General features: G+C 64.2%; 21 protein-coding genes and 1 tRNA gene. 20 read left to right on the forward strand and 2 right to left on the reverse strand.

Going from position 1 to position 20307, the window contains the following annotated elements:
* Position 1 precedes the first annotated feature (1 nt).
* A tRNA-Met gene (locus tag FLQ44_RS02925) sits at positions 2–75 on the reverse strand.
* 89 nt (positions 76–164) lie between these two features.
* Positions 165–1319 carry a class I SAM-dependent methyltransferase gene (locus tag FLQ44_RS02930; protein ID WP_147692974.1) on the reverse strand — a complete coding sequence of 385 codons (1155 nt, stop codon included), beginning with the start codon at positions 1317–1319 and terminating at the stop codon, positions 165–167.
* A gap of 174 nt (positions 1320–1493) precedes the next feature.
* Between FLQ44_RS02930 and FLQ44_RS02935 the strand changes: the two genes are divergently transcribed.
* The 20 genes from FLQ44_RS02935 to FLQ44_RS03030 all read left to right on the forward strand — a co-directional run bounded on the left by FLQ44_RS02935 (position 1494) and on the right by FLQ44_RS03030 (position 20288).
* On the forward strand, positions 1494–2246 hold the full coding sequence (locus tag FLQ44_RS02935) for a pteridine reductase (protein ID WP_147688041.1): 753 nt from the start codon (positions 1494–1496) through the stop codon (positions 2244–2246).
* Between the two features lie 99 nt (positions 2247–2345).
* Entirely contained in the window at positions 2346–3344 is a 999-nt protein-coding gene (gene ttcA / locus FLQ44_RS02940; protein WP_147692975.1) for a tRNA 2-thiocytidine(32) synthetase TtcA, read from the forward strand.
* Positions 3334–4134: a polyamine aminopropyltransferase gene (locus FLQ44_RS02945; RefSeq protein ID WP_147692976.1), complete on the forward strand. Its 801-nt coding sequence runs from the start codon at positions 3334–3336 to the stop codon at positions 4132–4134. The genes ttcA and FLQ44_RS02945 overlap by 11 nt, the downstream gene beginning before the upstream one ends.
* Positions 4135–4293: 159 nt before the next feature.
* On the forward strand, positions 4294–5352 hold the full coding sequence (locus tag FLQ44_RS02950) for a Gfo/Idh/MocA family protein (RefSeq protein WP_147692977.1): 1059 nt from the start codon (positions 4294–4296) through the stop codon (positions 5350–5352).
* A 38-nt stretch (positions 5353–5390) separates the two neighbouring features.
* Positions 5391–5753, forward strand: coding sequence for a GxxExxY protein (locus FLQ44_RS02955; RefSeq protein WP_147692978.1), 363 nt, complete (start codon positions 5391–5393; stop codon positions 5751–5753).
* A 127-nt stretch (positions 5754–5880) separates the two neighbouring features.
* Entirely contained in the window at positions 5881–6447 is a 567-nt protein-coding gene (locus FLQ44_RS02960) for an acyltransferase (RefSeq protein ID WP_147692979.1), read from the forward strand.
* Between the two features lie 143 nt (positions 6448–6590).
* Positions 6591–7688, forward strand: coding sequence for a DegT/DnrJ/EryC1/StrS family aminotransferase (locus FLQ44_RS02965; RefSeq protein WP_147692980.1), 1098 nt, complete (start codon positions 6591–6593; stop codon positions 7686–7688).
* The gene (locus FLQ44_RS02970; protein ID WP_147692981.1) at positions 7689–8975 is read left to right on the forward strand and encodes a lipopolysaccharide biosynthesis protein; all 1287 of its coding nucleotides are present in this window, start codon (positions 7689–7691) and stop codon (positions 8973–8975) included.
* Entirely contained in the window at positions 8968–9492 is a 525-nt protein-coding gene (locus tag FLQ44_RS02975; protein WP_017509432.1) for an acyltransferase, read from the forward strand. Before FLQ44_RS02970 ends, FLQ44_RS02975 begins: the two co-directional genes overlap by 8 nt.
* Positions 9486–10694, forward strand: coding sequence for a DegT/DnrJ/EryC1/StrS family aminotransferase (locus tag FLQ44_RS02980; protein WP_147692982.1), 1209 nt, complete (start codon positions 9486–9488; stop codon positions 10692–10694). The genes FLQ44_RS02975 and FLQ44_RS02980 overlap by 7 nt, the downstream gene beginning before the upstream one ends.
* Positions 10695–10829: 135 nt before the next feature.
* Positions 10830–11885 (forward strand): glycosyltransferase, encoded by a 1056-nt coding sequence (locus FLQ44_RS02985; RefSeq protein ID WP_147692983.1) that lies wholly within the window; start codon positions 10830–10832, stop codon positions 11883–11885.
* Between the two features lie 468 nt (positions 11886–12353).
* Positions 12354–13457, forward strand: a complete 1104-nt coding sequence (locus FLQ44_RS02990; RefSeq protein ID WP_147692984.1) for a glycosyltransferase family 4 protein — start codon at positions 12354–12356, stop codon at positions 13455–13457.
* Positions 13458–13465: 8 nt separating this feature from the next.
* Complete coding sequence (locus FLQ44_RS02995; protein WP_147692985.1) at positions 13466–13894, forward strand: hypothetical protein; 429 nt, start codon at positions 13466–13468, stop codon at positions 13892–13894.
* A gap of 1 nt (position 13895) precedes the next feature.
* Positions 13896–14564 (forward strand): DUF1345 domain-containing protein, encoded by a 669-nt coding sequence (locus tag FLQ44_RS03000; protein ID WP_147692986.1) that lies wholly within the window; start codon positions 13896–13898, stop codon positions 14562–14564.
* 28 nt (positions 14565–14592) lie between these two features.
* Complete coding sequence (locus FLQ44_RS03005) at positions 14593–15834, forward strand: glycosyltransferase family 4 protein (protein WP_147692987.1); 1242 nt, start codon at positions 14593–14595, stop codon at positions 15832–15834.
* Between the two features lie 57 nt (positions 15835–15891).
* A complete protein-coding gene (locus FLQ44_RS03010; protein ID WP_147692988.1) occupies positions 15892–16329 on the forward strand; it encodes a bleomycin resistance protein in 438 nt (145 codons plus the stop codon).
* Positions 16326–17366 carry an acyltransferase family protein gene (locus FLQ44_RS03015; protein ID WP_147692989.1) on the forward strand — a complete coding sequence of 347 codons (1041 nt, stop codon included), beginning with the start codon at positions 16326–16328 and terminating at the stop codon, positions 17364–17366. Before FLQ44_RS03010 ends, FLQ44_RS03015 begins: the two co-directional genes overlap by 4 nt.
* A gap of 723 nt (positions 17367–18089) precedes the next feature.
* Positions 18090–19253: a DegT/DnrJ/EryC1/StrS family aminotransferase gene (locus FLQ44_RS03020; protein ID WP_147692990.1), complete on the forward strand. Its 1164-nt coding sequence runs from the start codon at positions 18090–18092 to the stop codon at positions 19251–19253.
* Positions 19253–19915 (forward strand): sugar transferase, encoded by a 663-nt coding sequence (locus tag FLQ44_RS03025; RefSeq protein WP_147692991.1) that lies wholly within the window; start codon positions 19253–19255, stop codon positions 19913–19915. The genes FLQ44_RS03020 and FLQ44_RS03025 overlap by 1 nt, the downstream gene beginning before the upstream one ends.
* Before the next feature lie 13 nt (positions 19916–19928).
* Complete coding sequence (locus FLQ44_RS03030) at positions 19929–20288, forward strand: GFA family protein (RefSeq protein WP_147692992.1); 360 nt, start codon at positions 19929–19931, stop codon at positions 20286–20288.
* Positions 20289–20307: the final 19 nt, after the last annotated feature.

The following is a 20307-nucleotide window of genomic DNA, read 5'->3' on the forward strand; positions in this document are numbered from 1 at the left end:
GTGGCGAATCAGGGACTCGAACCCCGGACCTGCGGATTATGATTCCGTCGCTCTAACCGACTGAGCTAATTCGCCACATCTCGATGCGCTGCATCAAGGCTGCGAACTATAACCGAGCCGTTTTTGCGCTGTCAATAGATTTCGTGCAAATCCTGCCGTCGGCTTTACAGTGTGTAGCAGCGGTCGCCACTGGCAAAGCCTGCCCAGTTTATGTCTACCCCTTTGCCAAAGCCGATCACCTTGAAGGTTTCGCCCATTTCCACCGGCGACAGCAGGCGCTGCGCTGCCTTGGCCAGCGGGAGGTATTGCTTCACGTTGGCCGCATCCAGGTGCGATAGCAGCTCGGTGATGCCGCAGTTGATCAGGAATTGCGCCTGGCTGCAGTAGCCGATCAGGTCCAGCCCGGCATCGATACCGCTTTGCGCCACCGCGCTGAAATCCACGTGGCAGGTAATGTCCATCAGGCCGGGCAGGTAGAACAGGTCCTGAATGGTGTGGTGGCGGTAGTGGCCCAGCAGGGTGCCCATATGGCGCTCGGGGTGGTAGTACTCGCTGGCGCTGTGGCCGTAGTCGATCATGATGATGGCACCGCGCTGCAGCGTGTGGCCCAGTGTGCGGATGAAGGCGCGGTTGGCCAGGCTGATTTCGCTGGTGTAGCCGGGGGTGGCGGGTATCAGCTCGGCGGCCAACGTGGCCAGTGCCGCATCGGTAAATGGGCGGTCTTCGTAGCAGAAGGCACCGTCCAGCACGGTAACGCCGCGCTGCTGCAAGCTGCCATCCACGCCGCGGCTCACCAGCTCGCACGGCATGGCGTCCAGCACCTCGTTGCCCAGCATGATGCCGTCGAAGCTGGCGGGCAGTGTGGCCACCCACTGTACGCGGCTGGCCAGGTGCGGTACGCGCTCGGCCAGCGTGGCGCGCTGGCGGTCTATCAGGTCGGGCGACAGGTCAACGATGGTGTAGCTGGCGGGTAGCTGGCCCAGTGCTTCCAGCTCGGCCAGCAGGTCGGCTGCCAGGCGGCCGGTACCGGCGCCAAATTCCAGCAGGTGGCCGGCGGTTTGCGGTAGCAGCGCGGCAAGCTGGCGTGCCAGCGTCCGTGCAAACAGCGGCGATAGCTCGGGCGCGGTGACAAAATCGCCACCTTCGCCAAACTTGCGGCTACCCGCGGTGTAGTAGCCCAGCCCCGGCGCGTACAGCGCCTGCTCCATGAAGCGCGAAAACGGCATCCAGCCACCGTTGTCGGCGATATCGGCGGCCAGGGTGGTGGCCAGGGTGCGGCTGATGGCCAGGGCGTCGGCGGAAGGCTGGGGCAGGGTCATGGTATGTACGTAGGCTGGCGGGTGGCAGCGTGCACAGGCACGCTGGCTGCCGTGTGCCGGCAGCAGCGGGTTCTCGTTTCTTGCGGCAACTGCCACTAGAATGGCGGATTGTCGCTAATCGGCGCGCAGACGCCAAGCGCCTTGCCGCATACACAACGCAAAAAGGGGCCATGCATGACCAACTCGCTCAATGACAAAGTGGTGCTCATTACCGGTGCCGCGCGCCGCGTGGGCGCCGGCATTGCCCGCCATCTGCACAGCCGCGGTGCGCGGCTGGTGTTGCATTACCGCGGCTCGCGCACGCAGGCGCAGGCGCTGGCAGCCGAGCTGAACGCGCAGCGCCCGGACACGGTGGCGCTGGCGCAGGCCGACCTGCTGGATAGCGCCGCGCTGCCTGCGCTGGTTGCCGACGCCGTGGGCTGCTTTGGCCGGCTGGACGGCCTGGTCAACAACGCCTCCAGCTTTTACCCCACCGACGTTGGCCGCATCAGCGAGCAAGACTGGTTCGACCTGATGGGCAGCAACCTCAAAGCCCCGCTCTTTCTGGCGCAGGCCGCCGCACCGTATCTGGCGGCCAACCACGGCGCCATTGTCGGTATTGTCGATATCCACGCCGAGCGGCCGATGAAGCGCCACCTGGTATACAGCCTGGCCAAGGCCGGCCACGCGCAGCTGATCCGCAGCCTGGCGCTGGAGCTGGCGCCGCAGGTGCGCGTCAACGGTGTATCGCCGGGGGTAAACCTGTGGCCGGAAGACGAGGTCTCGTTCGATAGCGCCGAGCGCCAGGCCATCGAAGCCACCATCCCGCTGCAGCGCACCGGCGTGCCGGACGACATTGCCCGCGCGGTGGCGTTTTTGCTGTTTGATACCGACTACGTTAACGGCCAGATTCTTGCCGTAGACGGCGGCCGCAGCGTGGTGCTGTAAGCCCGCCGCCGGGGCGGTGAAAAATAAGCGCCGCCCGATGGTACAAACCGGCCGCCGGGGGCTAAAATAGCCGGTTTTTCAATTTCTTAGCCGTACCTCATGTCCGAACCGCAACAGACTGCCGACGACAAGGCCAAAAAGGCCGTGTTCGAGGGCAATAAACTTTCCAAGCGCCTGCGCCACCACGTGGGCGCCGCCATCAACGACTTCAACATGATCGAAGAAGGCGACCGCGTGATGGTCTGCCTGTCCGGCGGCAAGGATAGCTACGGCCTGCTCGATATCCTGCTGGGCCTGCAAAAATCCGCGCCCATCAGCTTCAGCATCGTGGCCGTGAACCTGGACCAGAAACAGCCAGGCTTCCCCGAGCACGTGCTGCCGCAGTATCTGGAATCGATTGGTGTGGAATACCGCATCATCGAAGAAGACACCTACAGCATCGTCAAGCGCCTGATTCCCGAAGGCAAAACCACCTGTAGCCTGTGCTCGCGCCTGCGTCGCGGCATCCTGTACCGCGTGGCCGACGAGCTGGGTGCCACCAAGATCGCGCTGGGCCACCACCGCGACGACATGCTGCACACCCTGTTCCTGAACATGTTCTACGGCGGCAAGCTCAAGTCCATGCCGCCCAAGCTGGTATCCGACGACGGCCGCCACATGGTGATCCGCCCGCTGGCCTACTGCCGCGAAAAAGACCTGGAACGCTACGCCACGTTACGCGGCTTCCCCATCATCCCGTGTAACCTGTGCGGCTCGCAGCCCAACCTGCAGCGCCAGGTGGTGAAAGAGATGGTGAACGACTGGGACAAACGCTTCCCGGGGCGCGTGGAAAGCATGTTCCGCGCCCTGCAAAACGTGGTGCCCTCGCACCTGGCCGACACCAAGCTGTTCGATTTTGCCGGCCTGAAGACGGGTGACAGCCCGTTTGAAGGCGGCGATACCGCCTTCGACAAGGAAGAATTCCGCGACCCGATCGCTCTGGTTGACGACGGTGAGGGCGATGGCGAGGCCACAGCGGCCAAACCACGCCGCACCATCAGCATTCTGGATTCGCGCCCCAAGGCCGATAGCCAGGCAGGAGACAGCTGTGGCGGGTAAAGCACTGCACCCTTTCCGCCGCCGCGTGCGCAATAGCGTGGACGCCATGCCGGAAGTGGAAATCTCCGAGGCGGACAATATCCGCTCGCTGCACCTGGGCTCGGAAACCATCCAGAGCTCGATGGACCTGGACGACCCGCCTGACCTGGTACTGAGCTACAGCCGCGCCATGATGGGCTTTTTGCTGTGGCGCGACGACCCGTCGCACATCCTGCAAATCGGCCTGGGTGGCGGCTCGTTTGCCCGCTGGATAGACGAATACCTGCCCAACGCGGTCAGCGTGGCGGTAGACATCAACCCGCAAGTCATCGCCGTGGCGCGGGCGTTTTTCCAGCTGCCGGAAGAGGGCGACTTCTTCCAGATCGTGCAGGCCGATGGCGCCGAGTACGTGAAGGTATTCCGCGAATCCACCGACGTGATCATGGTGGACGGCTTTGACGGCCTGCAGATCGTGGACGAGCTCACGACCGAAGAGTTTTTCGAAGACTGCCACCGCGCGCTCACCGAAGACGGCGTGTTCGTCACCAACTGGTGGAGCGGCGACAAGCGCTATCACCAGTTTGTCGAGCGCCTGCTGGGCGTGTTCGAAGGCCGCGTGGTGGAGCTGCCGGCGCTTACCCACGGCAACGTGGCGGTGATGGCGTTCAAATCCACGCCGGGCAGCACCAGCTGGGATGCGCTGGAAAAGCGCGCCGACGAGCTGGAAGGCCGCTTCGGCCTGGAGTTCGGCGAATTTGTCCGCCGCCTGAAAGAAAACAACCTGCACAGCAATAACCGGCTGTTGATTTAAGATTCTTGTGCCACTGAAACGCTATTCATTGGCCACGAAATCCACAAACAGACACGAAAACCATTAGCTAAATAATGGTTGAGCTGATTGGCGCAGGCCGATCTTTCGTGTTTTTTTGTGGGTTTCGTGGCTAAAGCATGGGTGGAAAAAGGGATAAGCATGATCAGTTACGACACGATTACCGACCGCAAGCTGCGCTTTGCCCTGGTGGGCTGCGGCCGTATTGCGGCCAACCATTTTGGCGCCATCGAACAACACGCCGACCGCTGCGAGCTGGTGGACGTGTGCGATACCGACCCGGCCGCGCTGGCCGCCGCCGTGGCCCGTACCGGCGCGGTAGGCCACGCCACGCTGGCTAGCCTGCTGGCCAGCAGCCAGGCGGATGTGGTGATTCTGACCACCCCGTCCGGCCTGCACCCGCAGCAAGCCATCGACAGCTTTGCCGCCGGTTTCCACGTGATGACCGAAAAACCGATGGCCACCCGCTGGCAAGACGGCATCGCCATGGTGAAAGCCGCCGACCAGGCCGGCAAGCGCCTGTTTGTGGTCAAGCAAAACCGCCGCAATGCCACGCTGCAGCTGCTGAAGCGCGCCGTGCAGGAAAAGCGCTTTGGCCGCCTGTACATGGTGAACGTCAACGTGTTCTGGACCCGCCCGCAAGAGTATTACGACCAGGCCGACTGGCGTGGCACGTGGGAATACGACGGCGGCGCTTTCATGAACCAGGCCAGCCACTACGTAGACCTGCTGGAATGGATCGTCGGCCCGGTGGAAAGCCTGCAAGCCTACACCGGCACGCTGGCGCGTGATATCGAAGTGGAAGACAGCGGCGTGGTCAGCCTGAAATGGCGCAACGGCGCCATGGGCAGCATGAACGTGACCATGCTGACCTACCCCAAAAACCTGGAAGGCAGCATCACCATCCTGGGCGAGAAGGGCAGCGTGCGCGTGGGCGGCCTGGCGGTAAACGAAGTGCAGCACTGGGACTTCGCCGAACCGCACGCCATGGACGACGAGATCAAGAACGCCAGCTACAGCACCACCAGCGTGTACGGCTTTGGCCACCCGCTGTACTACGACAACGTGATCCGCGTGATGCGCGGCGAAGCCGAGCCGGAAACCGATGGCCGCGAAGGCCTGAAATCGCTGGAGCTGCTGGTAGGCATCTACCGCTCCGCCCGCGCCGGCCAGCGCGTGAACCTGCCGCTGGAGTATTGATTTTGTATTAGCCACGAAAACCACGAAAGGCCACGAACATGCTGGAAAAAGAGCTTTGCTATCGTATCCAGGGCTGTGTGTTCGAGGTCTACCGTGAGTTGGGTCATGGTTTTCTGGAAAAAGTGTATGAGCGGGCTTTGTTGCTGGAACTGCAGCGTCAGGGGCTGAGTGCGTTCGTGCAAAGCCCGGTGCAGGTACGGTACAAAGGCGAAGAAGTTGGCGATTACGTGGCCGACATCATCGTGGCAGGCCGCGTGTTGCTAGCGCTCAAGGCGCAGGAAAAACTGACCCAGGCGCATAAAGCCCAAGTGTTGAACTATCTGAAGGCAACGGGCATCAGGGTTGGGCTACTGGTGAACTTTAGCTATCCCAAAGCGGATATCGTGCGCCTGGTGCTTTAAGTCCCCGGCTGCGCTGGTCTGGTTCGGGTAGCTGCTGTGATCGCGCTGACATGCGTGCCCGCAATGGCTTTGCAGTTATTTTCGTGTTTTTTGTGGTTTTCGTGGCCAAAGAAAAAAAGGCAAAACAATGAGCTACACCGTTCACCCTACCGCCATCGTCGATGACGGTGCGCAAATCGGCGCCGACACCCGCGTGTGGCACTGGGTACACATCTGCAGTCAGGCGCGTATCGGCGCCCGCTGCTCTTTTGGCCAGAACGTGTTTGTCGGCAACGATGTCATCATCGGCGACAACGTGAAGGTGCAGAACAACGTGTCCATCTACGACGCGGTGACACTGGAAGACGACGTGTTCTGCGGCCCGTCCATGGTGTTCACCAACGTGAACAACCCGCGCAGCCACGTTAGCCGCAAAAACGAATACCGCCGCACCATTGTGAAGCGCGGTGCCACCATTGGCGCCAACGCCACTGTGGTATGCGGCCACACCATTGGCGAATACGCCTTCATTGGCGCAGGCGCGGTGGTCACCAAGGACGTGAAGCCCTACGCACTGATGGTGGGCACCCCGGCCAAGCGCATCGGCTGGATGTGCCAGTGCGGCGAGCGCCTGCCAGACAGCATCGACCAGCACGCCTGCACCGCCTGCGGCCAACGTTACGACATCGGCGGTAACCACTGCACGCCGGTTTGATCATCAAGATTTGGCCACGAAATCCACGAAATACACCAAAAAAACACCGCTAACGAGGCACTGGTCCATGAAAAGTGCCGCCCTTTGACAGCGCGTTGTTCGTGCCTTTCGTGTGGTTCGTGGCTGATTAAGGTTTAAAGCACATGTCCATCCAGTTCATCGACCTGAAAGCGCAGTACCAGCACCTGAAAGCCGACATCGACGCCCGCATTCACGCGGTGCTGGACCACGGCCAGTACATCATGGGGCCCGAGGTCAAAGAAGTAGAGGCGCAGTTGGCCGCCTACACCGGCGCCAAGCACGCCATCGGCGTGTGCGACGGCACCAAGGCGCTGCTGATTGCGCTGATGGCGCTGGGCGTGAAGGCCGGCGACGAGGTGATTACCACCCCGTTCACCTTCATCGCCACCGGCGAGATGATCGCCCTGCTGGGTGCCACGCCGGTGTTTGTCGATATCGACCCGGTCACCTACAACCTGGACCCGGCGCTGCTGGAAGCGGCGATCACCCCGAAAACCCGCGCCATCATGCCGGTCAGCCTGTACGGCCAGTGCGCCGACTTCACCGCCATCAACGCCATTGCCGCCAAACACGGCCTGCCTGTGATCGAAGACGGCGCGCAGAGCTTTGGCGCCAGCCAGCACGGCCAGCGCTCCGGCAACCTGTGCTCCATCGGCACCACCAGTTTCTTCCCTAGCAAGCCTTTGGGCTGCTACGGCGACGGCGGTGCCGTGTTCACCAACGACGACGAGCTGGCCAAGAAAATGCGCGAAATCCGCATTCACGGCCAGGACCGCCGCTACCACCACCCGGTGATCGGCCTCAATGGTCGCCTCGACACCATCCAGGCCGCTGTGCTGCTGGCCAAGCTGCCCAGCTTCCCGGACGAAGTGGCCGCCCGCGCCCGCATCGGTGCCCGCTATAGCGCGCTGCTGCAAGACGTGGCGCGCGTGCCGGTGATCGTGGCAGGCAACAGCCACGTTTACGCGCAGTACACCATCGAGGTGGCTAACCGCGAAGCCGTACAGCAAGCGCTGCAGGCGCTGGGCGTGCCCACCGCCGTGCATTACCCGATTCCGCTGCACCTGCAGCCGGCCTTTGCCCACCTGGGCCAGGGCGAGGGCAGCTTCCCGGTGGCCGAAGCCGCCGGCCGCCGCGTGATGAGCCTGCCGATGCACCCCTTCCTGGACGAGGCGACGCAAGACGCCATCGTGGCGGCGGTGAAGAAGGCGCTGGGCTAATTGGCCACGGTCTGGCAAAGGTTGGCCGCAGGCGGCTTTGCCCGCCATGTGGCCACCCTGGCAAGCGGGGCGGCGCTGGCGCAGGCGCTGCCCTTGCTGTTTGCGCCGCTGCTTACCCGGCTGTATACGCCGGCAGATTTCGGCGTGCTGGCGGTGTTTGTGGCCTGGCTGTCCAACCTGGCCGTGGTGGCCACCGCCCGTTACGACATGGCGGTGGTGTTGCCCGCGGACGATGCCGACGCCGCACGGCTGATGCGCCTGGCGCTGCTGATCAACACGGCGCTGTGCGCGCTGTGCCTGTTGCTGTTCTGGCCGTGGCACCAGGCCATCGCCAGCGCGCTGGGCCAGCCGGCGCTGGCCGCGTGGCTGCCGTGGCTGCCGCTGGGCGTGTGGCTGGCGGGCAGCGTGGCGGCGTGGACGGCGTGGAATAACCGCCAGCGCCGCTATGCGGCCAACGCCCAGGGGCGGGTGGTGCAGTCGCTGGGGGTATCGCTGCTGCAAGTGGCCGCCGGTTACAGTGGGCTGGCGGCGGCGGGCTTGATTGTGTCGCAGCTGGCCGGGCAGCTGTTGGCGCTGCTGGCGCTGGCCAGGGCCGATGTGGCTGGCCGCTTTGCCTGGCTGCGCGGCCATCGCCGTGCCAGCCTGCTGGTACAGGCGCGGCGCTATCGCGAGTTTCCGCTGGTGAACACGCCGCACGCTTTTGTGGTGGCGTTTCAGGATTCCTTGATGCTGGCCATGTTGGCCGCATTGTCCGGCAGCGCGGTGGTGGGGCAGTACGCGCTGGTGCTGCGCGTGCTCAAGCTGCCGGCAGCGCTGGTGGGGCAGGCCGTGTCGCAGGTGGTGTTTCGCGACCTGGCCGAGGCGGCGGGCCATGGCCGTGCGCTGCGCGGCATGCTGGCGCGGGCGCTGCTGATGCTGGCGGCGCTGGCTGTTGTGCCGTTTAGCGTGCTGGGTTTGTGGGGCGGGCCGCTGTTTGCCTGGGTGTTCGGCGCGGGCTGGCACGGTGCCGGTGACATCGCCGCCGTGCTGTCGCCGTATTTTGCCGCGGCGTTTATTGCCGGCCCGGCTTTCATGGTGCCGATGGTGCTGGGGCAACAGCGTGCGTCGTTTGTCTTTGTGCTGGCAGGCGTGGTGGTGAACCTGGCGGCGTTTGCGGCGGTGTATATGGCCAGCCACGATGCCATGCGCGCTTTTGGCGTGATGTCGCTGGTGATGACGGTTTATTTTGCGGCCTATGTGGCGTGGGTTTTCCGCCTGTTGCGCCGACGGGAACAACACGATGCTTGATCGCATAACACTGCTGCTGTGGCGCTGCTGGCTACGCCTGCGCGGGGCGCAACTGGCGCCGGGTGCGCGGGTGAACCCGTCGGTGCACGCCGCTGCGGCCAGCCTGACGCTGGGTGCCCACGCCCGCCTGTACTGGGGTGGCGACGTGCTGGCGCACGGTGGTGGTGGCCTGCGCCTGGGCGCGCACAGCCATATGGCGCCTTATTTTTACTGCCTGATCGGTGCCAACCAGCTGCAGGTGGGCGAGCACGTGGCCATCGGCCCGCGCTGCCAGTTTTTCTGCCACAGCAACGGCATTCCGGCCGACGCGCCAGCCACCCCGTTTACCGCCTGCCATGTCGATGGCGATATCCGCATTGGCAACAATGTGTTCATCGGCGCCGGCTGCATCGTGCTGCCTGGCGCGGTTATCGGTGACAACGTGGTGGTGGGCGCCGGCAGCGTGGTGAAGGGCGTGCTGGACAGTGGCTGGGTGTACGCCGGCCAGCCCGCCAGAAAGGTCAAACCGCTATGCTGACCGGCAATTCGCTGACCCTCCTGCAGCTGTTTGGCGCACTGCCGGCCATGCTGCTGGGCCGCCTCCGCCACCGGGCTGCCTTGCGTACCGAGCTGGCCCGCCAGTTTGGTGTGGCGGCAGAGCGCATCCGCCTGTTCGACAGCGGCCGCGCCGCTTTTGCCGCCTTGCTGCAGCTACACGATGTACAGGCCGGCGACGAAGTGCTTGTGCCGGCCTTTACCTGCGTGGTGGTCCCCAACCAGGTGCCGCCCAGCGGCGCCCGTGTGCGCTTTGTCGATATCGCTGCCGGCGGCCTGAACCTGGACTGGCTGGCGCTGGACGCCGCCATCCGCCCGGCTACCCGCGTGGTGGTGGTGCCGCACAACTTTGGCGTGGCGTGCGAGGTGCCGACCTGGCTGCGCGAGAAGCACCGCCAGGTACGCTTTGTCGACGACGCCGCCCACGGCTTTGCCTCGCAGCTGGACGGCCAGTGGCTGGGCACCTATCACGACGGCGCGTTTTTCAGTTTTGAATACAGCAAGAACCTGACCGGCGGCATTGGCGGCATGGCGATTCTGCCGGCCGGTGCCAGCCTGCCGGATAACGGTTTGCCCGAGCTGCGCTGCGCCGACGAATGGCGGCTGCTGGCTACCCTGGCCTCGCACCTGTTGGCCGCACGCTGGCCGCTGGCCGGGCGCATCAGCATGGCGCTGGCCCGCCGCGTGGGGCTGGTGTACCGCTCGGGCGACGACGAAGTGCTGTTTGGCGAGCCGCACCCGCCGCGCGCCATGCCGTTGCTGGCTAGCGTGCTGGTACGCCGCCAACTGGCCAGCCTGCCCGCCGTGCTGGCGCACAAGCAGGCGCTGGTGGCGCGCTACCGCACCGCGCTGGCCGCGCTGCCGGCGCTGCGGCAGTGGCAGGCCAGCGACGCGACCCACTGGGTGCGCTACCCGTTTGCGCTGCCGCGCCCGGTAGCCGACAAGGCCGCGCTGGCGCGCAGGCTGACTGCCGCCAGCGGGCTGAATATCGGTGTATGGTTCGACGATGTGATTCACCCGTCCGGCAGCTTCCGCCACGGCTACCGCGCAGGGCAGGCACCGCACGGCGAGGCGCTGGCGGCCACCGTGTTGAACCTGCCGGTGAACATTGCCATCGGCGTGGACGCTGCGCTGGAGCGCAAACTGGCACGGCTGCTGGCCGCGCTGCAGGCGGAGCTGGAATAAACATATGGTCGCCAACGATACCCTCTCATATGAAAAGGCCCGGCGGCATAATCGCACGCGAGACAAACAGGGCATGGCCAAAAGCATGCAGCCTTGTTCGTGTTTTTTCGTGGTTTTCGTGGCCAGAAAGTCAATATGAAGCTTCTTCTGATCGGCTCTGCCTCGGTGCACACCCACCGCTATCTGGCCGGTATCGCCCCGCATGTCAGCGAAGTGCACCTGGCCAGCAACGGCCCGCTGCCGCCACGCTACCATGCGGCCAACCTGGGCCGCGTGCTGCAGGTGGATTTCAGCCTGAAGGCGCTGGGCACCGCTGGCCGGCTGGCGCGGCTGATAGACGAGATCAAACCCGACATCGTGCACGTGCACCAGGCCAATAGCGTGGCCTGGCACGCGCGCCGCGCACTGGCCGGCCGCAAGCTGCCGTGGGTGCTCACCACCTGGGGCTCGGACGTTCTGCTGCTGCCACAGCAGAACGCGCTGATGAAAAAAATGGTGGCGGCCAACCTGGCGGCGGCCAGCGCCGTTACCAGTGATTCGCTGCACATGGCCGCCGTGTGCCGCCAGCTGGCCGCGATAGCGCGCATGGACGTGCTGAACTTCGGCATGGACGCGCTGCCGCCGCCGCCGGACATCGCCGCCAAGCCGCTGTCGGTGCTGTCGTGCCGCCTGCACAAGCCGCTATACCGTATCGACGCCATCATTCGCGCCTGGGCGCAGGTAGAAGCCGACGCCGCCCTGGCCGGCTGGCAGCTTACCGTGGCCGCCAGCGGTGACGAAACAGCCAGCTTGCAGGCACTGGCGCAGCAACTGGGGCTGCAGCGGGTGGTGTTTACCGGCTTCGTGGCGCCCGAGGTGCTGGCGCAGCACTACCGTGACGCGCGCGTGTTTGTCAGCGTACCGATGAGCGACGCCACCAGCATCAGCCTGCTGGAAGCCATGGGCCACGGCTGCCTGCCGGTGTTGTCCAACCTGCCGGCCAACCTGGAATGGGTGCTGGACGGCGTCAACGGCGCCATCGTGGAAGACCTGGGCCGGCTGGGCTGTGCGCTGAAGACGCAGCTACGGCGCGCAGGCGATAATGCCGCACTGGCCAGCGCCACGGCACTGAACCGCCAGCTGGTACAGACCAAAGGGCTGTACCGCGAGAACATGCAGCGCTTTGCGCAGATTTACCGGGAATTGTGCTGAGGTTTTTTGCCACGAAACAATAAAAGGCGTTGGCCACGAAACCCACAAAAGGGCACGAAAAAGGCAAAGGCGTTTTTTTGCCACGGAATACACGGAAGATGCGGACAGAACCTTAAAGACACCAAGGTTGGCCGCAGTGGTGTCTGTGTGTTTCCGTGCTTTCCGCTTTTCCGTGGCTAAGAAAGGTTCGTGTTTTTTCGTGGGTTTCGTGGCTAAGAGGTAGTAAAAGCCTTTTGCCACGAAACCCACAAAAGGGCACGAAAAAGGCAAAGGTATGTTTGCCACGGAATACACCGAAGGCACGGACGGTGCTTTAACCAAGCCACGGTTGGCCGCAGTGGTGTCGGTGTGCTTCCGTGCTGTCCGTTTTTTCCGTGGCTAAAAAAGCAGGTGTTTTTTCCCGGCCAAAAGCTTTCCCGGCCAACGCAGTAACAAAACGAGTCGTCACCCGTAGACAGGTTTGAACAGATGAAAATTGCCCACCTCACCAGCGCCCACCCGCGCCACGATATCCGCATCTTCGTGAAAGAGTGCGCCACCCTGGCCGAAGCCGGCCACGAGGTGCACCTGATCGTGGCCGATGGCAACGGTGACGAGATCAACCGTGGCGTGCGCCTGCACGACGTGGGGCCCAAAAGCGGCGGCCGCTTGTCGCGCATGACCGGCACCGTGAAGCGCGTGTACGAGAAGGCGCTGCAGCTGATGCCCGATGTGGCGCATTTTCACGACCCCGAGCTGATCCCCGCCGCGCTGCGCTTGCAGCAGGCCGGCATCAAGGTGGTGTACGATGTGCACGAAGACGTGCCGCGCCAGGTGCTGGCCAAACACTGGATTCCCGATATGGCGCGCCCGCTGGTGTCGCGCGGGGTGGAAACGCTGGAAGACTACGCTGCGCGCCGCTTCGACGCCATTGTGGCCGCTACGCCGGTGATTCGCCGCCGCTTCGAGCAGGCTGGTGCCCGCTGCGTGGTAGACGTGTGCAACTACCCCATTCTGGCCGAGCTGGTACGCGATACGCCATGGGCCAGCCGCCGTAACGAGGTGTGCTACCTGGGCGGCATCAGCCGCACCCGAGGCATCGAGCCGATTATCGCCGCGCTGCCGGACACCGATACCCGCCTCAATCTGGCTGGCCTGTGGAGCGAGCCGGACCTGAAAGCCGCGCTGCAGCGCGAAGCCGGCTGGAACCGCGTAAACGACCTGGGCGTGCTGGACCGCGCCGGCGTGGCCGACGTGCTGGCCGCCAGCAAGATCGGCCTGGTGACGCTGCTGCCCACGCCCAGCTATGTGGAATCGCTGCCCATCAAGCTGTTCGAGTACATGGCCGCCGGCATGCCGGTGATTGCCAGCGACTTTCCGCTGTGGCGCGAGATCATCGAGGACGCCGACTGCGGCCTGCTGGTGGACCCGCAAGACCCGCACGCCATTGCCGACGCCATCGCCCAGCTGCTGGGCGACGACGAACGCGCCCGCCTGATGGGCCTGTCCGGCAAGCAGGCGGTGCTGGCCAAGTACAGCTGGGCCGCCGAAGGCGCCAAGCTGGTGGACCTGTACCGGGGGTTGGCCGCATGAACCGTTCCATGCCCCTGACGCTGCTGTATATCGCCCTGCCGCTGTGGCTGCTGTTTTGTCTGGTGCAATGGCTGTGGTACGGCGCGCCGCTTACCGCCGCCACGCTGGGTGGCCACGCCGCGCTGGCGCTGGCCTACACGCTGTGGCACTGGCGCAATGGCGCCTGGTTTGCGCGGCTGGCGGCCAACGATTACGCCGGCTGGCAGCGTGTGGCGCAGGGCGGCCAGATGCGCTTTTTGATGGCTTACGGCCTGTCCAGCCGCGGCATGATGCTGGCCTGCCTGGTGGTGGGCATGCAGTGGGTGGCCAGTGGTGCCATCCCCAGTACCGAACGCCTGCTGACCCACGGCATGCTGTGGGCGCCGCTGGGCATTGTTCTGGCCTATTTTGACTGGCTGCGCATGGAGCAGGGCGCTGCCGCAGGGCAGGCGCAGTAGCATGGCTGCCATCGGCTGGCCGCTACGCATGCTGCAGGCCCACCCGCGCCTGGGCGTAGCCCTGCTGTGCGGCGGCCTGGTGGCGTGGCTGGCGGGGGCGTGCTACCCGCTAAGCCAGCTCACGGCCAACCTGCTGGGCTGGAACGCCGGTGCAGGGCTATACCTGCTGCTGGCGGCCTACATGATGCGCCAGAGCGACGAGGACAAAATCCACCAGCACGCGCTGGTGCAGGCCGAGGGCCGCAGCCTGCTGCTATTGCTGGTGGCGGCATCGGCGCTGGTCTGCCTGCTGGCCATCGTGGCCGAGCTGTCGGTGGCGCGCCAGCTGCACGGTGCGGTACGCAGCGGCCACATTGCGCTGTGCGTGCTTACTATTGTGTCGTCCTGGCTGTTTACCCAGACCATGTTCGCGCTGCATTACGCCCACGGCTATTTTCTGGCGCTGAACCGCGGCCAGGCGCCGGGGCTGGATTTCCCCGGCACGGCGATGCCGGACTATGGCGACTTTTTTTACTTTTCCGTGGTGATCGGTACCTCGGGGCAAACCGCCGACGTGGCGCTCAGTAGTGCGGCCATGCGCCGTACCGGTACCTTGCACTGCATGCTGTCGTTTGCCTTCAACACCACCGTGCTGGCGCTGATGATCAATATCGCCGCCGGCCTGATGTAGCCGTTCACCCCATAACAGACCAACTATCGTGCGCATTCTTTACATCAACCACTACGCCGGCAGCCCGCTGCACGGCATGGAATTCCGCCCCTACTACCTGGCCCGCGAATGGGTGAAAGCTGGCAACGAGGTGCATATCGTGGCGGCCGACTACTCGCACCTGCGCCAGCACAACCCGGAATTAACAGCCAAGTACGCCGACCAGGACATCGACGGCATCCGCTACACTTGGTGCAAGACCCCGCGCTACGAGGGCAACGGTGCCAAGCGCGTCATCAATATCTTCCGCTTCCTGGGCCGTGTGCTGGGCTTGTCCGGCCGCTACCTGCGCGACTGGAAACCCGACGTGGTGATTGCCTCGTCCACCTACCCGCTAGACACCATCCCGGCGGCGTTTATCGCCGGCAAAACCGGCGCCCGGCTGGTGTACGAGGTGCACGACCTGTGGCCGCTCACGCCGGTAGAAGTAGGCGGCATGAGCCCCAAGCACCCGTTTATCCGCCTGCTGCAATGGGCCGAGGACTTTGGCTACAAGAAAGCCGACACCGTGGTGTCCATGCTGCCCTGCGCCAAGGATTACATGATGGCGCACGGCATGGCGCCGGAAAAATACGTGGTGATCCCCAATGGCGTAGACGTGGCCGAGTGGCAGGGCCAGCCCGAGCCGCTGCCGGGTGAGCACCGCATGCGCCTGGCCGAGCTGAAGGCGCAAAAGCGCTTTATCCTGGGTTACGCCGGTGGCCACGGCCTGGCCAACGCGCTGGACTACCTGCTGCAGGCCGCCAGCCTGATCCAGCAAGACCCGGCGCTGGCCGACAAGCTGCAGATAGTGCTGGTGGGCGATGGCCCCGACAAAGCCGCGCTGGTGCAGCAGGCGCAGGCGCTGGGCCTGGATAACGTCAGCTTTTTGCCGGCCATTGCCAAGCGCGCCGTGCCAGCCTTTCTGGCCGAGTGCGACGCGCTGTACATCGGCTGGCGCAAGCTGCCGATCTACCGTTTCGGCATCAACCCCAACAAGCTGTTCGATTACATGATGGCCGCGCGCCCGGTATTGCACTCGGTAGAAGCGGGCAACGACATGGTGGCCGAGTCCGGCTGCGGGGTGAGCGTGGCGGTGGAAGACCCGGCCGCCATCGCCGACGGCATGCGCCGCCTGCTGGCCACCACGCCGAACGAACGCGGCCGCATGGGCGCCGCCGGTAAAAAGTTTGTGCTGGCCAAACACGACTACGCGGTGCTGGCGCGCCGCTTCCTGCAGGGCGTGAAGTAAGCCCCGCCCAACCTGTCGCGGCAAGCCTGCGGCCAACTGTAGAAAGCGCATAACACGATGAGCGAGCCTTACTGGAACCCGATGGTGCCGGAGCTGACCGTCACCGACATGGCGCGGTCGCTGCCGTTTTATCTGGCCGCCGGCTTTAGCGTGCGCTTTCGCCGCAGTGCGCCCGATTTTGTTTACCTGGAGCTGGGCCAGGCACAGCTGATGCTGGAAGCCTGGCACCCGCAGGGCTGGCACACCGGCGAGCTGCAAACGCCGTTTGGCCGTGGCATCAACCTGCAGATCGAGGTGGATGACGTGACCGCGTTGGCCGCACGGCTGCAGGCCGCCGGCTACGCCTGCTTCCGCCCGCTGCAGGAAAGCTGGTACGCCGTGGCCGACGACGAAGAAGAAGGCCAGCTGGAAGGCCTGTGGCAAGACCCGGACGGCTACCTGCTGCGTTTTGTCGAAATACTGGGCAGCCGCCCGCGCCCACCGGAGGCCACATGAGCCAGCAGCCACACATCCGCTTTGATTTTGCCGACGGCCTGCGCGGCCTGGCCATGCTGGCCGTGGTGCTGTTCCACTACACGCAAACGTTCTGGCAGCGCCGCGACCGCATTGCCGAGGTGATGAGCGTGCCGCCGCTGCCTGGCTACGACGGCGCATCGTTCGTGCTGCCGTTCAACCTGGGCGCGGTGGGGGTGGGGCTGTTTCTGCTGATTTCCGGTTTGCTGATTCCGCTATCGCTCACGCGCATGGGCGCGCTGCGCTTTGCCGTGTCGCGCTTCTTCCGCATCTACCCCACCTACTGGGCCGGGCTGGCGGTGACAGTGGCGGCATTATGGTTGGCCGCACAGCTGCCCGGCGGCGTGTGGAGCGTGACCGCGCGCGACGTACTGGGCCATGTGAGCATTGCGCTGATCGACTGGATCGGCGGGCGCAATATCGACCCGGTGATGTGGACGCTGAAAGTAGAGCTGTGGTTTTACGCCATGCTGGGCATCGCTTTCACACTAACCGGCCGCCGCATCAAATGGGCGATCTGGCTGCTGCTGCCGCTATTGGTATGGCTGTGCCGCTTTGCGCCGGTAAACGGTTTTCAGACCATTGTGTGTTACTTCCCGCTGATGTTTGCCGGCAGCTGGGTGTACTTCTACCAGACCGGCCACGCCGGCCGCGTGGAAACCGTGCTGCACTTTATCGGCATGCTGGCGCTGTACGTATGGCTTACCGGCTGGGGCAACCCCGGCCTGTACGCCAGCTATGGCATAGGCGTGGCGCTGTTTGTGGCGGCGGCTTTCTGGCCGCGGCTGGTGGCGGTGCCGCTGCTCACACGCGTGGCGGGCGTGAGCTACGCCTGGTACGTGTGTCACGCCACGGTCGGTTACGCCATTTTGTTTACGCTGGCACAATACGGCACCCCGTGGTGGGCGATGGTGGCCATCGCGCTGGGGGTGACGTGGGGCATGGCGCAGGCGATTCACCGCTGGGTGGAGCTCCCGACGCAGCGGCTGGGCAAGGTGTTGTCGGACAAGTTGAAGTGAGTGGTCGCCGGGTATGCAGGTAGCCCGGATAAGCCGCAGGCGCATCCGGGGAACGAGGGCTTGCGCCAACGGGATGGGTGGCGTGATGGGTAGGTTGGGTTGAATGAAATGAAGCCCAACGTTCACCGCGTTACGGTTGCATGGTTGTTGCTATTTGCTTCGTCAACGTTGTGACCGCTTGAAGTGATAGATGCGGCCAACATTTGGTGCTTGGTTTGATGAACCGCTGCGCGGTGCTGTTTGCATGCCGCTATCGAGCGGCAGCGAGGTTCTTTCTTTTGCGTCGCCAAAAGAAAGAACCCAAAGAAAAGGCGACCCGGGGCTGCTCGAAACCCCGGACAAAACGGCATGCCCCAGGCGCCGCCGAACTCGCCCCTTGCTAACGGCGCGGGGCTCAGACAAATCGGTGTCTTAAAACCTGGGGCATACCGTTTTGTCCGGCTCGCGCCAACGGGATGGGTGGCGTGATGGGTAGGTTGGGTTGAATGAAATGAAGCCCAACGTTCACGGCGTTACGCCTGCATGGGGGCTGCTATTTGAGCGGTAAACATTGGGCTTCGCGGGTGCAGCCCAATCTACTGGCTGGCTAAGGCATTCAAGGGACGATAGGCGCTATCCATTGCGCCATCGCACCGCATCGATTACATACCGTCACCCGCTACGGGGGGCGGTGCTGGATAATGGCGCGTCGGGCTGACCTGCCGCATGAATACGGAAAAGAACATGGCTGAACAGAAGTTTTTACCCTTCGCCCTGCCGGATATCGGCGAGGACGAGATCAATGAAGTGGTCGACGCGCTGCGTTCCGGCTGGGTGACCACCGGCCCGAAAACCCGCCAGTTCGAGGCGGATTTTGCGGCCTATATCGGCGGCGGCGTGGAAGCGATTGCGGTGAATTCGGCTACCGCCGGCCTGCACCTGGCGCTGGAGGCGGTGGGGGTGAAAGAGGGTGACGAGGTGATCGTGCCCAGCTACACCTTTACCGCTACCGCCGAGGTGGTGCGCTACCTCGGCGCGCACCCGGTGTGCGTGGATGTGGACCCGGTTACCTTCAACATCTGCCCCGATGCCATCCGCGCGGCCATTACCGACAAGACCCGCGCCATCATGCCGGTGCACTTTGCCGGCCTGGCCTGCGATATGGACACCATCATCGCCATTGCGCGCGAGCACGGCCTGAAGGTGGTGGAAGACGCCGCCCACGCCATGCCCACTTATTACAAGGGCACGCTGGTGGGGGCGCTGGATTCTGATGTAACCGTGTTCAGCTTCTACGCCAACAAGACCATGACCACCGGCGAGGGCGGCATGGTGGTGTCGCGCCAGGCCGACATCATTGCCCGCTGCAAGATCATGCGCCTGCACGGCATCAGCCGTGATGCTTTCGACCGCTATACCTCCAAGACCCCGGCCTGGTACTACGAAGTGGTGGCCCCGGGCTACAAGTACAATATGCCGGACACCGCGGCGGCGATGGGTATTCACCAGCTCAAAAAGATCAACGCCTTTCTGCAAAAGCGCGAGGTGATGGCCGCGCGCTACGACGCAGAGCTGGCCGGCCTGCCACTGACCTTGCCCGCCCACCCCGCCGACGCCGGCAGCAACCATGCCTGGCACCTGTACCCGGTACGCCTGCAGCCGCAGGCCGGTATCAGCCGCGATGATTTCATCGTGAAGATGGCCGAGCTGGGCATAGGCTGCTCGGTGCATTTTATTCCGCTGCACCGCCAGCCGGTATGGCGCGATACCTACGGCCTGACCCGTGAGCAGTTCCCGGTAGCGGATGCGGCGTTTGAAGCCGAAGTGACGCTGCCGCTGTACACCCGCATGAGCGACGACGATCAGACCCGCGTGATTGCCGCCGTGCGCCAGCTGCTGGGGCAGTGATGCGCGATTCGGATAAGCATGGCGTAGATACCTTGCGGCCAACCTTGGCCGCACGCCCCGGCTCGGCGCTGGCCAAGCGCCTGTTCGACCTGGTGGCCGTACTGGCCGGGCTGTGGCTGATCTGGCCGCTGCTGTTGGCCATCGCGCTGTGGGTAAAGCTGGACTCGCCCGGCCCGGTATTCTTCCGCCAGGTGCGGGTAGGGCGCGGCGGCCAGCTGTTCCGCATCCACAAGTTCCGCACCATGAAGATCGGTGCCGAGGCCGCCGGCCAGCTGACGGTGGGCGCAGACCGGCGCGTTACCCGCGCCGGCCAGCTGCTGCGCAAGACCAAACTGGACGAGCTGCCGCAGCTGCTGGACGTGCTGTACGGCGACATGAGCCTGGTGGGGCCGCGCCCCGAGGTGCCCAAATACGTGGCGCACTACCCGGATGGCGTGAAGGACATCGTGCTGTCGGTGCGCCCCGGCATTACCGACTGGGCGTCGATCCGCATGATCGACGAGAACGAGATACTGGGTAAGGCTGCCGACCCCGAGCGCGCGTACATCGAGCAGGTACTGCCGGAAAAGCTGGGCTACTACGTGCGCTACGCGCAAAGCCACAGCGTGGCGGGCGACGTGCAGATCATCGTGGCGACCTTGCTGAAGATTGTGACCCGCTGACAGGACACCAGGTATGAGCCGACCGGAACAGACTTACCGAGGCAGCTGCCACTGCGGCGCCGTGCAGTTTGAAATCACCACGGACTTTCCCGAGCTGACTATGTGCGACTGCTCGCTGTGCCGCAAGAAAAATGCGCTGATGGTGAAGGTGCACGAGAGCCGCTTCACCCTGCTGGCGGGGGCCGAGCAGCTGGCGGAGTACCAGTTTCATACCCATACCGCCCGCCATTTCTTTTGCAAGGTGTGCGGCATTTACCCCTTCCACCGCAAGCGTGTGACGCCGGATAACTTCGGCATCAACGTGTTTTGTCTGGATAACTTCGACCCGGCGGGCATTCCTGTGCGCCAGGCCGTTGGCGCGGCCATGCCCTGAGCTGGCGGCTTGCTGAGAT

The organism is Vogesella mureinivorans (assembly GCF_007644035.1).
In the GTDB taxonomy this organism is placed as follows: Bacteria; Pseudomonadota; Gammaproteobacteria; order Burkholderiales; family Chromobacteriaceae; genus Vogesella; species Vogesella mureinivorans.

Coding starts and splice junctions, on each gene's coding strand:
- FLQ44_RS03010 (WP_147692988.1), top strand. CDS start 15,892: ATGAGCGAGCCTTACTGGAACCCGATGGTGCCGGAGCTGACCGTCACC.
- FLQ44_RS02980 (WP_147692982.1), top strand. CDS start 9,486: ATGCTGACCGGCAATTCGCTGACCCTCCTGCAGCTGTTTGGCGCACTG.
- FLQ44_RS02985 (WP_147692983.1), top strand. CDS start 10,830: ATGAAGCTTCTTCTGATCGGCTCTGCCTCGGTGCACACCCACCGCTAT.
- FLQ44_RS03015 (WP_147692989.1), top strand. CDS start 16,326: ATGAGCCAGCAGCCACACATCCGCTTTGATTTTGCCGACGGCCTGCGC.
- FLQ44_RS02990 (WP_147692984.1), top strand. CDS start 12,354: ATGAAAATTGCCCACCTCACCAGCGCCCACCCGCGCCACGATATCCGC.
- ttcA (WP_147692975.1), top strand. CDS start 2,346: ATGTCCGAACCGCAACAGACTGCCGACGACAAGGCCAAAAAGGCCGTG.
- FLQ44_RS02950 (WP_147692977.1), top strand. CDS start 4,294: ATGATCAGTTACGACACGATTACCGACCGCAAGCTGCGCTTTGCCCTG.
- FLQ44_RS02955 (WP_147692978.1), top strand. CDS start 5,391: ATGCTGGAAAAAGAGCTTTGCTATCGTATCCAGGGCTGTGTGTTCGAG.
- FLQ44_RS03030 (WP_147692992.1), top strand. CDS start 19,929: ATGAGCCGACCGGAACAGACTTACCGAGGCAGCTGCCACTGCGGCGCC.
- FLQ44_RS03025 (WP_147692991.1), top strand. CDS start 19,253: ATGCGCGATTCGGATAAGCATGGCGTAGATACCTTGCGGCCAACCTTG.
- FLQ44_RS02975 (WP_017509432.1), top strand. CDS start 8,968: ATGCTTGATCGCATAACACTGCTGCTGTGGCGCTGCTGGCTACGCCTG.
- FLQ44_RS03000 (WP_147692986.1), top strand. CDS start 13,896: ATGGCTGCCATCGGCTGGCCGCTACGCATGCTGCAGGCCCACCCGCGC.
- FLQ44_RS02995 (WP_147692985.1), top strand. CDS start 13,466: ATGCCCCTGACGCTGCTGTATATCGCCCTGCCGCTGTGGCTGCTGTTT.
- FLQ44_RS02930 (WP_147692974.1), bottom strand. CDS start 1,319: ATGACCCTGCCCCAGCCTTCCGCCGACGCCCTGGCCATCAGCCGCACC.
- FLQ44_RS02965 (WP_147692980.1), top strand. CDS start 6,591: ATGTCCATCCAGTTCATCGACCTGAAAGCGCAGTACCAGCACCTGAAA.
- FLQ44_RS03020 (WP_147692990.1), top strand. CDS start 18,090: ATGGCTGAACAGAAGTTTTTACCCTTCGCCCTGCCGGATATCGGCGAG.
- FLQ44_RS02935 (WP_147688041.1), top strand. CDS start 1,494: ATGACCAACTCGCTCAATGACAAAGTGGTGCTCATTACCGGTGCCGCG.
- FLQ44_RS02960 (WP_147692979.1), top strand. CDS start 5,881: ATGAGCTACACCGTTCACCCTACCGCCATCGTCGATGACGGTGCGCAA.